The sequence below is a fragment of the Sphingobium sp. FG11 genome (genome assembly GCF_057809915.1).
Genome location: NZ_JBMDKW010000009.1, coordinates 1 through 12,748 on the forward strand (window position 1 = coordinate 1; position 12,748 = coordinate 12,748).

Annotated in this window: 12 protein-coding genes, 1 tRNA gene and 1 pseudogene; 5 read left to right on the forward strand and 9 right to left on the reverse strand. The window is 63.8% G+C overall.

Annotation, left to right across the window (positions count from 1 at the left end):
- The first annotated feature begins 104 nt into the window (after nt 1–104).
- A tRNA-Ala gene (locus ACODSN_RS09415) sits at nt 105–180 on the forward strand.
- Nucleotides 181–212: 32 nt separating this feature from the next.
- Here the strand turns inward: ACODSN_RS09415 and ACODSN_RS09420 are convergent.
- Together ACODSN_RS09420 and ACODSN_RS09425 are read right to left on the reverse strand one after the other, a co-directional pair.
- The gene (locus ACODSN_RS09420) at nt 213–905 is read right to left on the reverse strand and encodes an HPP family protein (protein ID WP_489054884.1); all 693 of its coding nucleotides are present in this window, start codon (nt 903–905) and stop codon (nt 213–215) included.
- A 51-nt stretch (nt 906–956) separates the two neighbouring features.
- Nucleotides 957–3,236: an ATP-dependent helicase gene (locus tag ACODSN_RS09425; RefSeq protein ID WP_489054886.1), complete on the reverse strand. Its 2,280-nt coding sequence runs from the start codon at nt 3,234–3,236 to the stop codon at nt 957–959.
- A gap of 103 nt (nt 3,237–3,339) precedes the next feature.
- On the opposite strand from ACODSN_RS09425, the pseudogene ACODSN_RS09430 reads away from it, so the two are divergent.
- Both ACODSN_RS09430 and ACODSN_RS09435 read left to right on the forward strand, forming a co-directional pair.
- A pseudogene (locus ACODSN_RS09430) lies at nt 3,340–3,736 on the forward strand (GFA family protein).
- 143 nt (nt 3,737–3,879) lie between these two features.
- Nucleotides 3,880–4,296, forward strand: coding sequence for a Fe-S oxidoreductase (locus ACODSN_RS09435; protein WP_489054888.1), 417 nt, complete (start codon nt 3,880–3,882; stop codon nt 4,294–4,296).
- A 46-nt stretch (nt 4,297–4,342) separates the two neighbouring features.
- Here the strand turns inward: ACODSN_RS09435 and rsmD are convergent, their stop codons facing one another.
- Nucleotides 4,343–4,879: a 16S rRNA (guanine(966)-N(2))-methyltransferase RsmD gene (rsmD, locus tag ACODSN_RS09440; protein ID WP_489054889.1), complete on the reverse strand. Its 537-nt coding sequence runs from the start codon at nt 4,877–4,879 to the stop codon at nt 4,343–4,345.
- Complete coding sequence (locus tag ACODSN_RS09445) at nt 4,876–5,952, reverse strand: pseudouridine synthase (protein ID WP_489054891.1); 1,077 nt, start codon at nt 5,950–5,952, stop codon at nt 4,876–4,878. Before ACODSN_RS09445 ends, rsmD begins: the two co-directional genes overlap by 4 nt.
- A 172-nt stretch (nt 5,953–6,124) precedes the next feature.
- Here ACODSN_RS09445 and ACODSN_RS09450 point away from each other — a divergent pair, with 172 nt between their 5' ends.
- Complete coding sequence (locus tag ACODSN_RS09450) at nt 6,125–6,568, forward strand: response regulator (RefSeq protein ID WP_489054893.1); 444 nt, start codon at nt 6,125–6,127, stop codon at nt 6,566–6,568.
- A gap of 78 nt (nt 6,569–6,646) precedes the next feature.
- A complete protein-coding gene (locus ACODSN_RS09455; RefSeq protein ID WP_489054894.1) occupies nt 6,647–7,969 on the forward strand; it encodes an AmpG family muropeptide MFS transporter in 1,323 nt (440 codons plus the stop codon).
- Here ACODSN_RS09455 and ACODSN_RS09460 read toward each other — a convergent pair.
- The 5 genes from ACODSN_RS09460 to trpB all read right to left on the reverse strand — a co-directional run bounded on the left by ACODSN_RS09460 (nt 7,957) and on the right by trpB (nt 12,721).
- Nucleotides 7,957–8,394, reverse strand: coding sequence for a DUF6628 family protein (locus ACODSN_RS09460; RefSeq protein ID WP_489054896.1), 438 nt, complete (start codon nt 8,392–8,394; stop codon nt 7,957–7,959). The two genes, ACODSN_RS09455 and ACODSN_RS09460, sit on opposite strands and share 13 nt — an antisense overlap.
- A 66-nt stretch (nt 8,395–8,460) precedes the next feature.
- A complete protein-coding gene (locus tag ACODSN_RS09465) occupies nt 8,461–9,783 on the reverse strand; it encodes a bifunctional folylpolyglutamate synthase/dihydrofolate synthase (RefSeq protein WP_489054898.1) in 1,323 nt (440 codons plus the stop codon).
- Between the two features lie 21 nt (nt 9,784–9,804).
- Nucleotides 9,805–10,656, reverse strand: coding sequence for an acetyl-CoA carboxylase, carboxyltransferase subunit beta (gene accD / locus ACODSN_RS09470; protein WP_489054900.1), 852 nt, complete (start codon nt 10,654–10,656; stop codon nt 9,805–9,807).
- Entirely contained in the window at nt 10,653–11,483 is an 831-nt protein-coding gene (gene trpA, locus ACODSN_RS09475; protein ID WP_489054902.1) for a tryptophan synthase subunit alpha, read from the reverse strand. Before trpA ends, accD begins: the two co-directional genes overlap by 4 nt.
- Nucleotides 11,480–12,721 carry a tryptophan synthase subunit beta gene (gene trpB, locus ACODSN_RS09480; protein ID WP_489054903.1) on the reverse strand — a complete coding sequence of 414 codons (1,242 nt, stop codon included), beginning with the start codon at nt 12,719–12,721 and terminating at the stop codon, nt 11,480–11,482. Before trpB ends, trpA begins: the two co-directional genes overlap by 4 nt.
- Between the last annotated feature and the right edge of the window lie 27 nt (nt 12,722–12,748).

The following is a 12,748-nucleotide window of genomic DNA, read 5'->3' on the forward strand; positions in this document are numbered from 1 at the left end:
GCGCCTGCATGGCATGCAGGAGGTCAGCGGTTCGATCCCGCTAGGCTCCACCAATTTCGACATATGGGCTGTCTGCGGACGGCAGGCGGCATTGCCGCAATCACGGGGCCTTAGCTCAGCTGGGAGAGCGCCTGCATGGCATGCAGGAGGTCAGCGGTTCGATCCCGCTAGGCTCCACCAATCGTCCCCTGAAATCGCTGTTCGGTGATGTTTCATACTGGCCCCGCGCCCCTTTTCATGGCGTGGAGTTCTGCGCGCGACAGCAGCAGGTCGAGATCCTCCCGGCTGATGTCGAAACTTTCGTGCATATCCGCCAGCGCGGCGTCGATATCCTGCGCATGGAAGCCCGGCGCTTGCTGAACCTTTTCCATTGGAGCCGGGTCGATGTGTGGCCGATGCGGGTAAGAGCGGCCCGTCATCTGGTGGAAGAACATGCCGAGTGACACGAGCGCGATGGAATTGATCCCGACCGGCGCGAAGGCGAAGGCATAACCGGCGGCATGAATGCCCTGACTGCCGATCACGGCGGTAAGCGCCGCAGCCCCTCCCGGCGGATGAAGGCAGCGGCATAGCGACATCAGCAGGATCGCGCCGCCCACGGCCAGCCCCGCCGCGATCGCCGGCGACGGCACGAACTGGAAGGCGGCCACACCGACGAGCGTGGAAATCATATTTCCGCCCACGACCGACCAGGGCTGCGCCAGTGGGCTGGATGGCACGGCAAAGATCAACACTGCCGACGCACCGAGCGGGGCGACGATAATCGGCAAATCCATCGCCGCCAGCGGCAGTTCGGCGCAAACGACTATGGTGAGCGCAATGCAGATTATAGCGCCCACCGCGCCGACGATCCGTTCAACAGGACGCGCGCCGGCCAGCAGCGGTTTGAAAAGTCGATAAGGCATGGCGCGTCTTTACCGCGGCCGGAGGGGAAAGCGACCCTTAAGCAGCACGCCTCAGTCCGGCACCGACACGAAACTGTCCATGACCCGCTTGCGTCCGGCGGTTTCGAAATCGATCTCCAGCTTGTTGCCTTCGATCTCCGCCACCTGGCCATAACCGAATTTCTGGTGAAAGACGCGCAGGCCCACGCTCATATCGTCGCGGCCCTTATTGCCGAGCGATACCGCCGATGCCCGCGCCTCCACGATGCGAACGGGATCGCGGCTGAACTGGCCGGATTGTTTGGCGCGCTGCCAGCCCGGACCGCGCCCGTCGCCGCGCTGCACATCGGCGAAGGGGTCGGCCCGTTCCGACCAGTTGGCGCGCCACAGCGACGCGCCCCCCGTCATGCTGCTTTCCTCCTCTACATGCTCGGGCGGCAATTCACCAACGAAGCGCGACGGGATGGAACTGGTCCACTGACCATAAATGCGTCGATTGGCGGCGTGCAGGATGATGCAGGTGCGCCGCGCGCGGGTGATCGCGACATAGGCGAGCCGCCGTTCTTCCTCCAGACTGTTGAGGCCGCCTTCGTCCAGCGCGCGCTGTGACGGGAATATGCCTTCCTCCCAGCCAGCGAGGAATACCGTACCGAATTCCAGCCCCTTGGCGGCGTGGATCGTCATGATCGTGATCTTGCGCTCGTCCTGCTGCGCTTCATTGTCCATGACGAGGCTGACATGCTCCAGGAATGCGCCCAGCGTGTCATATTCTTCCATGGCGCGCGCCAGTTCGGACAGGTTTTCCAGCCGCCCCGCGCTTTCGGTGGTGCGATCGGCCTGAAGCATGGCGGTATAGCCGCTTTCGTCCAGTATCTGCCGGGCGAGTTCGGCGTGCAGCAACTGGCCCGCCCGGTCGCGCCAGCGCGCGAGATCGCCGATGAAAGCACCTAGCGCCCGGCGGGCTTGCGGGGTCAACTCGTCCGTATCGAGGATGCGCGCGGCGGCCAGCGCCAGCGGAATGCCTTCCGCGCGGGCGAGCCGATGCAGCTTTTCCACGGCCTTGTCGCCAAGACCTCGCTTCGGGACATTGACGATACGTTCGAATGCCAAATCGTCGGCGGGCTGATTCACCAGCCGCAGATAGGCAAGCGCATCGCGGATTTCGGCCCGCTCGTAGAAGCGGAAGCCGCCGATGATGCGATAGGGCAAGCCGATCTGGATGAAGCGGTCCTCGAACTCGCGGGTCTGGTGCTGCGCGCGGACGAGAATGGCGATATCGTCCAGCGATCCGCCCTTGCGCTGGATCGCTTCGATCTCCTCGCTGACGCGGCGCGCTTCCTCCGGCCCGTCCCATACGCCGAGCACGCGCACTTTCTCGCCGACGTCAATCTCGGTCCACAGCGACTTGCCAAGCCGTCCGCCATTTACGGCGATCACGCCCGATGCGGCGCCTAATATATGGGGGGTCGATCGATAATTCTGCTCCAGCCGCACGATCGTGGCACCCGGAAAATCCTTCTCGAACCGCAGGATGTTGGCGACCTCAGCCCCTCGCCAGCTATAGATCGACTGGTCGTCGTCGCCGACGCAGCAGATATTCTTCCGGGTCTGCGCGAGCAGGCGCAACCAGAGATACTGGCTGGAGTTGGTGTCCTGATATTCGTCGACCATGATGTAGCGGAAGCGCTGCTGATACTGTTCCAGCACGTCGCGATGCTGCTTTAATATCGTGAGAACATGCAGCAACAAGTCGCCGAAATCGCAGGCATTCACCTCGCGCAGTCGCGCCTGATAGGCTGCGTAGAGCTTCTGCCCCTTGCCATTGGCATAGCCTTCGCTTTCGCCCGCGCCGATCTCCTGTGGAGTCAGACCCTTATTCTTCCACTGGTCGATCAGGCCCCCCAGTTGCCGCGCTGGCCAGCGCTTTTCGTCGATGCCCTCCGCCTGGATCAATTGCTTCATCAGGCGCAACTGATCGTCGGTGTCGAGGATCGTGAAATTTGAGTGCAGGCCGACCAGTTCGGCATGGCGGCGCAGCATCTTTGCGGCGATGGCGTGAAACGTGCCAAGCCATGGCATGCCCTCGACCGCAGGGCCGATCATTCGCCCCACACGTTCGCGCATTTCCCGCGCCGCTTTGTTGGTGAAGGTGACGGCCAGAATCTCGGACGGATAGGCACGCCGTGTCGCGACCAGATGGGCGAGGCGGGCCGTAAGTGCCGCCGTCTTGCCCGTGCCGGCACCGGCGAGCACGAGCACCGGCCCCTCGGTCGTCAGCACAGCATCCCGTTGAGGCGCGTTCAGCCCCCGGAGATAGGATGGTTCGTCGGCGGGGGGCGTGTCACGGGTCATTGCTGAACAACTAGGAAGGGGCAGGGACGGGGGCAAGGCCGTCGCGCTTGCCGTGAAGTCATTTCTATGAGAACAAAAAGAGAATCACGCAAGGAGGAAGATCATGGTCTCGGGTCGATGCCGGTGCGGCGCCATCCATTATGTGGCGGAGGGCGATCCCGTCCATAGCACGCTCTGTCATTGTTCGGATTGCCGCAGAAGCGCAGGCGCACCCGATGGTGGGCTGGGCGCTGTTTTCCAACGATCAGCTTAGGATCACGGGCACGCCAGTGAGTTTCCAATCGTCGGATAATGTGATCCGGCAGTTTTGCGGCACGTGCGGGACGGGCCTGTTCTACAGGAACGAGGCGATTTTTCCCGATATGGTCGATGTTCAGACAGGAACGCTCGATCACCCGTCCGCTCTGCCGCCACAGGCTCATATACAAATGGCCGAAGCGCCAGCATGGATGGCTGGAGTGCATGAACTTCCGAAATTTGATCGCTATCCGTCCGGCTGAGAATCGCTTTTCCTTCTTCGATTGACGGCGCGCTGGCAACGTTTCGTCGTGCGGAGCGGAACGGCTACGGGATGCCGCCGGTTCTGCATTCGCCGCATTCCACCGGAATGTAACGGGTCGATAAAAGAAGGAAGGATATTCCAATGAAATCCATCATGCTGGCTAGCGCTGCCCTGCTGACATTTTCCGCCGGGCTGACTGGCATCGCAGTTGCGCAGGATGCCCCCGCAGCCGCAACCGCCGCGCAGCCACCAATGGGCACTTCGCCAGCGCCCTCCGGTGAAACTATGCAGCCGAATCCAGCAGCACCAGCGGCTGCGGACCCCAATGCCGGGCAGCCTACAGGAGCCGTACCGGCGGATACCGGCATGATGCCCGCGCCTGCCGACGCGGCCAAGGATCCTGCCGCTCCAGTGGGCAGTTCAGCCAATCCGGTCACTGTTGGCGGCAATGTGACACCGCCCCCGACCGAGGCGAAAGACTATCCGGTTTGCAGCAAGACTGTTCAGGATAGCTGCATCAATCCCGGCGAAGCACATCGGAAATCGCGCCGCCATTGATCTTGTGCGCCCTGCAAAGCACTTCGCGTTGCAGGGCGCGTCTTTATTATTCTGTTCGCAAAAGCGTCAGCCGCGCTTTGCCGACGTCCCGGACGACGTCCACTGCAAAGCCTTTGACCACGATGTCCTCGCGGCAGTCTGTTTCGATGCTGATCCAGCTTGCCGGTCCTGTCCAGCCGAGGCGCGACAGTTTGTCGAGAGCAACCGCCCCTGCGCCCGTGCCATAGGGCGGGTCCATGAAGATAAGGTCGAGCGGCTTGGGGCAGCTTCCGAGTGACAGTACGCTGGACGCGCGGATGTCCGGTCGGATGCCCAGCTTATCGCCATTGGTGCGGATCGCGTCGATCGCCGCTTTGTCCTGCTCCACGAACAGGCAGGAGGCAGCGCCCCTAGATAGCGCTTCCAATCCGAGCGCGCCCGATCCAGCGAAAAAGTCGCCGACCGACAATCCCTCGAACGAACCAAGTCGGCTGACGAGCATCGAAAACAGCGTTTCGCGCGTACGATCGGCCGTGGGTCGGGTGGCGTCGCCCTTTGGCGCGACGAGCGGACGGCCGCGCCACTGCCCGGCGATGATCCTCACGACTTGCCCTTCAGGCTGGCGCGGAACTGGTCGAGATCGTGCGGGCGCACCTCCTCCACTTTTCCGGCGGCGAGATCGCCCAGCAGAAACGGACCATAGCTGGTGCGGATCAGGCGATTGACCTGAAGCCCCATATGTTCGAGCACGCGGCGAACTTCCCGGTTCTTGCCCTCGGTCAGCGTCATTTCGATCCACTGGTTGCGGCCGGTGCGCCGCTCCAGATTGGCCTCAATCGGGCCATAGCGCATGCCGTCAATCTCGATGCCGTCGAACAAATCCTCCAGTTGCTGCTGGCTGACCTCTCCAAAGGCGCGGGCGCGGTAAGTACGCGGGATGCCGGTCGACGGCAGTTCCATCTGCCGCTTGAAGCCACCATCGGTGGTCAGCAGCAACAGCCCCTCGGTCGTCATGTCGAGCCGGCCGATGGGGATGACGCGGGGCAGATCGTCGGGCAAGCGATCGTATATCGTCGGGCGACCCTGCGGATCGCGCTCGGCGGTCAGATAGCCGGAAGGTTTGTGAAACAGGAAAAGCCGCGTCGGCGCGGGCGCGTCGATAGCGACGCCATCGACGGCGACGCCATAAAGCGAGGCGAGCAGGGTGGCAGGGGTTTCCACGGTGACGCCGTTCAGGGTCACGCGGCCTTCTTCGATCATCCGTTCAACCTCGCGGCGGGATGCGACGCCAGCGCGGGCGAGCAGCTTGGCGATGCGCTGCGGTTCGCCCTTGCCATCGGCGCTGGCCGCGGCGCGTGCGGGATGCGGATTGGCCGGAGAGGCGGGCGCGACCCCCTTCTTCCTGAAGGCGGGTTTCCGTACATAAGGGCGGGCGTTGTCGGGATTTGCCGCCGCTGGCCGGGGCGCACCGGGGCGTCGCGGATCGGGCTTCCCACCGCGCGCGTCCTGCCGCTCCGACCTTTCGCCCTCAGTCTTTGCACTGGCCTTTCCTGCCTGGAACCCGCTGGCACCGGGTCTTGCGCTGCCCGATCCCGGACCTCTAGCTGGGCCACCCGGACGTTTCGGGCCGCCCGGTCCGGTCCGACGAGGCGGTCCTGATTTTTTTGGCGGTTCCAACGGGCAATTCCTTTTTGTGGGGACTGGCTCTCCCTATATCAGCGGGTGCCAGTAACAGGCCGAAATGCGCCGCCACCGCGCTCGTGCGAGGAAAGCGGCGTCCTCGCCGGGCAACCGGAAAGGGGAGCACGGCGTTTAGCGGTTGCATGGCGCAAAGAGGGCGGATCGGCAAATGTTTTTCGGGCGGTTGAGAGGGGCTGGGCGCAAGGCGATCCACAGCATATTGGTGGTGGAAGATGAGCCATTGGTCGCCTTCGACAATGAACATGCACTGGAGCAGGCGGGTTTTCGCATCGCCGCCACGGTCGAGGATTATGACCATGCGGTTGCCGTTATCGAAACGGGGGGAGTGGACCTGATCGTTGCGGATGTGCATTTGCATGGCGAAAAGACCGGGATCGACCTGGCCCGGCATGCCGGGCAACATGGCCTGCCGGTGCTGTTCGTGACCGGCGCTTGCCCGGCCCATGCGCGCGATCTGGCGATGGGGTGCCTGTCCAAGCCCTACGCCCCGCGCGATCTGGTCGGCGCGATCAATCTGGTCGACGCCGTGTTGCGCGGCGGCGCCCGCCCCCGCGCTCCGGCCGGCTTCCATTTGTTCGCCGACGCCCGCTGATCCGCCGCACGACGGCTTGTCACCGCCGCGTTTGCTCATATGGTGGCCGCCTGAATCGCCACCGGGGGAATGGGCAGAATGACCGACGCCGTAACGGGCCGCTCCGGCTGGCTGCATGCCGTGAAGCCCTATGTCGAAAAAGCGCCGCTTGCGGCCTTTTTCCTCGGCATATCCTCGGGATTTCCCTATGCGATGATCGGCGCGACGCTGACGACGCGGCTCGCGCAGGATGGCATCGACAAGAAGGCTGTGACGGCGTTCACGCTGGCGTTCCTTGTCTACAATCTCAAATTTCTATGGGCCTGGGTGGTGGACGGCGTTCATCTGCCGTTGCTCGGGCGGCTGGGTCAGCGGGTGTCCTGGCTTGTGCTGGCGGGCGCGCTTGTGATGGTCGCAGTCGTCAATCTGGCGCTGGTCGATCCTAAAGCGGGCCTATTGCAGACGGCCTATGCCGCGATCCTCGTCGGGATTGCCGGTGCGACTCTCGATATCGTGATCGACGCCTATCGCATCGAAATGCTGAAGCCCGAACAACTCGGCGTCGGTTCAGGCATGTCGCAATATGGCTGGCGAATTGGTTCGGTTGCGGCGGGCGGGCTGGCGCTGGTGCTGGCGGCGCGGGTCGGTTGGTCGAGCGCCTATATGGCCTGCGCGCTATTCGCTCTACCGGCGATGCTGACCGGACTGATGTTGGGCGAGCCGGAGCGGCGGCGGGAGCCGTCGGCGCGACAAGGCATGGGGGAAGTGTGGCAGTCGATCGTGGGGCCGCTCGCCGAATTTTTTCAGCGTCGCGGTGCATTTCTGGTGCTGCTGTTCATCTTGCTGCACAAGATCGGTGATACGCTCGCCAATCTGACGTTCCGCCTGCTTTTCAACGACATGGGCTATAGCAATGACGAGATCGCGATCTACGATATCGGCATCGGTTTCTGGGCCTATCTGATCGGCATCTTCATTGGCGGCATCCTTTACGCCCGGATGGGCATGAAGCGGTCCGTCCTTCTCAGCCTTTTGCTCATGGGCATTTCCAACCTCAGTTTTGCGGCGCTGGCTGCCTCTGGCCATAGCAATTGGGGCATGGCGGGCGCAATCGGGTTCGAGAATGTCGCGAGCGGCATCGGCGGCGTCACCGTGGTCGCCTATTTCTCCGCCCTGTGCGACCTGCGCTTCACGGCGGCGCAATATGCGCTCATTTCGGCCGCCGCCAGCATCGTCGGCCGGTTCCTGACCGGCACGACCGCTGGCGCAATGATCGAGCGATTTGGCTATGTGCAATTTTACTTGCTGACGACCGTCATCGCTTTGCCGGGCATCTTGCTATTCTGGCTGATGATGCGCGCGGGCCTGATCGACGCAAGTGTCGGCACGGCGGCGACGCAGGAGGGCGATCAGCCCGCGTAGAGATCAAGCGGGCGGCCCAGATCGGCATGGGCCTGCGCCACCGCTTGCATGCAGGTGAGCGCGCCCAGCGCATGGTCGTTGCCCAGCAGCACGCTGACATGGTCATAGGCGACGCGCGGATCGCGCAACGCTTCGCCACTCGCGCGCATCATCAGCGCTTCATCGGCGGTCATGCGCGAACAGCAGCAGGGCGCAACCAGTATCTTGCGGCTCGACATGCGGGCGAACTCCAGCATCATCGCCCGCATCAGCACCAGTGGTCGCCGATAACTTCGCCCGAAGGCGCCGAGGAGTGCATTGGCGGCGTGCGCATCGTCCACGCCCGCGCTCGCCATCCGGCGCATCACGAACAGGAACAGGCGGTTGCCATAGCCCCCCGGCATTTCGCGGGACAGTTCCTGGGGTAAGCTCTCTCCGTTCGTCATGCTTTCTCGCCTCTCATCGGGATCGATGAAAGGAGGTTACGCTATTGCGAGGCATTCGCAAGTCTATTAATCGGAAATTTGTGCATTCAGCCGCAAAATTTCGCCCGCGAGATAGAGCGAGCCGCCGATCAGGAGGTGACGCGGTGGCGGCGACTGGGTGGCGATGGCCGCGATCGCGTCCTCGGGCGTCGCATGGGTCGTATAGCCGACGCCCCAGCGGGCAGCGGTCGTTGCGAATCGCTCTGGCGGATGATGCTCGTGTCCCGGCACCGGCAAGGCGTGGATATGCGCGATCCGTCCGGCAAAGGGCGAAAGGAAGGCATCGACATCCTTATTGGCGAGCATGCCGATGACGAGATGCAGTGGCTCCCCGTCCAGCCGCGCTTCATCGAAGAAATTGCTGATCGCCTGCCCCGCGCTCGCATTATGTCCACCGTCGAGCCAAACTTCGGTCCGCTCGGCCAGTGGCGCCAGTAGTGGTCCGTGATCGAGCCGCTGGAGCCGGGCGGGCCAATGCGCCCAGAGCGGCGCGGCTTTGAGCGCCGCCTCCGTAACCGGCACGGCGTGCTGATGCCGCAGCATCGCAAAGGCGAGCGCGGCGTTCTGCAATTGATGCGCGCCCGGCAGCCGCGGCAGCGGGGTATCGATTCGGCCTGCGGCATCGCGATAGTGCAGGCGTCCGCGATAGCCGGCCGCATCCCAGCTTTCCCCCATGGCGAGCCAGTCCGTGCCCGCTGTGGCGGCGGCCTGCGCCATCACGCCATGGAGCGATGGGGGATAATGTTGGGTGACGAGGGGCGCACCCGCCTTGGCGATGCCCGCTTTCTCGCCCGCAATCTCGCGGAGCGTATCGCCAAGGAACGACTGGTGGTCGATGCCCAGTTGCGCGATCCCGCACACCACGGGATTAGGAATGACGTTGGTGGCGTCCAGCCGACCGCCGAGGCCCACTTCGATGATCGATGCGTCAGCCGGATGTTCGGCGAAGGCGAGAAATGCGGCGGCTGTCGTCACCTCGAAGAAGCTCGCGCCAATCCCTTCGGCGACGTCGAGCACACGTTCGAGCGCGCGCGCCAGGGCGGCGTCCGCGATCAACTGGCCGGACACGCGGATCCGTTCGTTGAAACGCACCAGATGGGGCGAGGTGAATACATGAACGGTCTTGCCGTCCGCCTCCAATGCGGCGCGCAGGAAGGCGCAGGTCGATCCCTTGCCGTTGGTCCCAGCGACATGGAATACTGGCGGCAGGGCGCGGTGCGGATCGCCAAGCCGGGCGAGCAGCGCGGTTATCCGCTCCAGCCCCAATATGTCCGCGCCGGGGGACAGGGTCGCCAGCCGGTCAAGCTGCGCCTGTACCGCGTGATCGTCGGACACGGCATGGTCGGGCATGGCGCGTTTTCCGGTCGGGCGTCAGGCGACGGCGCGCGGCGTCAGATAGCCGATGACCCGCGCCAGCGTATCGCGCAGGTCGCGCCGGTGCACGACCATGTCGATCATGCCATGATCCAGCAGATATTCGGCGCGCTGGAACCCTTCGGGCAGCTTTTCGCGAATCGTGCTTTCGATGACGCGCTGGCCGGCAAAGCCGATGAGTGCGTTCGGCTCGGAAATCTGGACATCGCCCAGCATCGCGTAACTGGCGGTGACGCCGCCGGTGGTCGGGTCGGTCAGCACGACGATATAGGGCAGGCCCGCATCGTGGAGCTTGCGGATGGCCACGGTTGCGCGCGGCATCTGCATCAGTGACAGGATGCCCTCCTGCATGCGCGCGCCGCCCGCCGCCGTCATGATGACATAGGGGCAATGATGGGCGATCGCGTCATTGACGCCCTGAATGAAGGCCGCGCCCACGCCCATGCCCATCGAGCCGCCCATGAACGCGAAATTCTGAACGCCCAGCACCAGCGGCACATCGTCGATCGCTCCGCGCGCGTTGATGAGCGCATCCTGATCGCCGGTCGACTGGCGTGCCGCCTTGATGCGGTCGGGATATTTCTTGGAATCGCGGAATTTGAGCGGGTCTTCCTGCACCACCGGGGTCGGCAGCAGGATGAAGCCAGCATCCAATATCTGCTCGAACCGTTCGGCCGGGCCGATCCGGTCATGATGATCGCATTGCGGGCAGACGGAAAGATTCTCTTCCCACTCCTTGATGAAGACCATTTCGTGGCAGGCAGGGCATTTGTGCCAAAGCGTCTCGGTCGTGCCTTCCTTCTTGGCAATGAAGGGGATGGCGTTGCGGACGCGGTTGATCCAGCTCATGCGGCGGTCTCCCGAAAATGAGGGCTGTTTTGATTGAGCGCCCCGCGCAGGGCCGCGACGAATTCCTGCACCAGAGGCGCGGCGGCATCGCCATGCGAGCCGATGATGTCGACAATGGCGGAGCCGACGACGACGCCGTCCGCGCTGCGGCCGATGGCAGCCGCCTGTTCGGGCGAGCGCACGCCAAAGCCCACGGCGACGGGCAGGTTGGTCGCTGCTTTCAGCTTGGCGACGGCCAGTTCGATCGCGGCCGTTGCCGCCTGTTGCCGCCCGGTGACGCCCGCTACCGCCACATGGTAGAGGAAGCCGCTCGCGCCCTCCAACACGGCGGGCAGTCGCGCGGCGTCTGTAGTGGGAGTCGCGAGCCGGATCAGATGAACACCGGCTGCGCGCAGGGCGGGGCCGATCTCACGATCTTCCTCGGGCGGCACATCGACGCAGATCACGCCATCGACACCCGCCGCCCTGCACTGATCGGCGAACCAGTCGGACCCGCGCACCAGCATCGGATTGGCATAGCCCATCAACACCAGCGGCACGGCGGGATGCCGGTCGCGAAAAGCGGCGGCGATGGCGAAAATATCCTTCGTTTTCGTTCCCGAACCCAGGCTGCGCAAATTGGCGAGTTCAATCGCCTGCCCATCCGCCATCGGATCGGTGAAGGGCATGCCAAGTTCGATGATATCCGCCCCGCCCGCGACCAGCGCATCAAGGATAGCTGGTGAATCGGCAGGTGTGGGGTCTCCCGCCGTGACGAAGGTAATGAGCGCGGCGCGCCCCTGTGCGCGGCAGGCGTCGAAACGGGCGGAGAGGCGGTCGCTGCTCACATTTCCACTCCCAGAGCATCGGCAACGGTGAAGATGTCCTTGTCGCCTCGTCCCGACAGGTTGATGACCAATATCTTGTCGGCGTCCAGCGTCGGCGCAATCTGCTCCGCGGCAGCAACGGCGTGGGCCGACTCCAGCGCCGGGATGATGCCTTCCAGTGCCGAGAGTCGCTGAAAACTCGCCAGCGCTTCATCGTCGGTGATCGGCATATAACGGACGCGGCCGATTTCGTGCAGCCAGCTATGTTCGGGGCCGATGCCGGGATAGTCGAGACCGGCGGAAATACTGTGCGCCTCCGTAATCTGCCCGTCCTCGTCCTGAAGCAGATAGGTGCGGTTCCCGTGCAATATGCCCGATGCGCCCCCGGCGAGGCTCGCCGCATGCTTGCCCTGCAGCCCTTCGCCCGCCGCCTCGACGCCGATCATTGCGACTTCCGGATCGTCGAGGAAGGGATGGAACATGCCGATGGCGTTGGAGCCGCCGCCGACTGGCGCGATCAGCATGTCGGGCAGGCGGCCTTCGGCCTCCATGATCTGGGCGCGGATTTCCTTGCCGATGATCGACTGAAAATCACGGACCAGTTCGGGGTAGGGATGCGGGCCAGCGGCGGTGCCGATAATGTAGAATGTGTCGTGGACGTTGGACACCCAATGGCGCAGCGCGTCGTTCATCGAATCCTTGAGCGTCTGCGATCCGGATGTGACCGGGATCACCTCCGCGCCCAGCAGCTTCATGCGGAATACGTTCGGCTTCTGCCGCTCGACATCCTTCGCGCCCATGAAGATCTTGCATTCCATGCCGAACAGGGCGGCGACGGTCGCGGTTGCCACGCCATGCTGGCCCGCGCCCGTTTCGGCGATCACCTTCTTCTTGCCCATGCGGCGGGCGAGCAGCGCCTGACCGATGCAATTGTTGATCTTATGCGCGCCGGTGTGATTCAATTCCTCGCGCTTGAGGTAGATTTTCGCGCCCTTGCCCGGTGCGGCGTCAGCGCGCAGTGCATCGGTCAGGCGGCCAGCATAATAAAGCGGGTTGGGCCTGCCGACATATTGTTTGAGAAGCTGCTCAAACTCCTCCGTAAATGCCGGATCGAGCTTGGCCGCACGATAGACCCGCTCCAGCTCCAGGATCAGCGGCATCAGCGTTTCGGCGACGTAGCGTCCGCCGAACGGGCCGAAATGGCCGTCTGCATCGGGCTGGCTTCGCAGGCTGTTGGGCAAAGTGACAGTGTCGGTCATGATCGTTTCAGGTCCTTCGGGCGTAAT

Excerpts from the sequence above, each read along its gene's own strand:
- ACODSN_RS09420 (WP_489054884.1), bottom strand. The coding sequence starts at position 905 with ATGCCTTATCGACTTTTCAAACCGCTGCTGGCCGGCGCGCGTCCTGTT.
- ACODSN_RS09425 (WP_489054886.1), bottom strand. The coding sequence starts at position 3,236 with ATGACCCGTGACACGCCCCCCGCCGACGAACCATCCTATCTCCGGGGG.
- ACODSN_RS09435 (WP_489054888.1), top strand. The coding sequence starts at position 3,880 with ATGAAATCCATCATGCTGGCTAGCGCTGCCCTGCTGACATTTTCCGCC.
- ACODSN_RS09450 (WP_489054893.1), top strand. The coding sequence starts at position 6,125 with ATGTTTTTCGGGCGGTTGAGAGGGGCTGGGCGCAAGGCGATCCACAGC.
- ACODSN_RS09455 (WP_489054894.1), top strand. The coding sequence starts at position 6,647 with ATGACCGACGCCGTAACGGGCCGCTCCGGCTGGCTGCATGCCGTGAAG.
- ACODSN_RS09460 (WP_489054896.1), bottom strand. The coding sequence starts at position 8,394 with ATGACGAACGGAGAGAGCTTACCCCAGGAACTGTCCCGCGAAATGCCG.
- ACODSN_RS09465 (WP_489054898.1), bottom strand. The coding sequence starts at position 9,783 with ATGCCCGACCATGCCGTGTCCGACGATCACGCGGTACAGGCGCAGCTT.
- accD (WP_489054900.1), bottom strand. The coding sequence starts at position 10,656 with ATGAGCTGGATCAACCGCGTCCGCAACGCCATCCCCTTCATTGCCAAG.
- trpB (WP_489054903.1), bottom strand. The coding sequence starts at position 12,721 with ATGACCGACACTGTCACTTTGCCCAACAGCCTGCGAAGCCAGCCCGAT.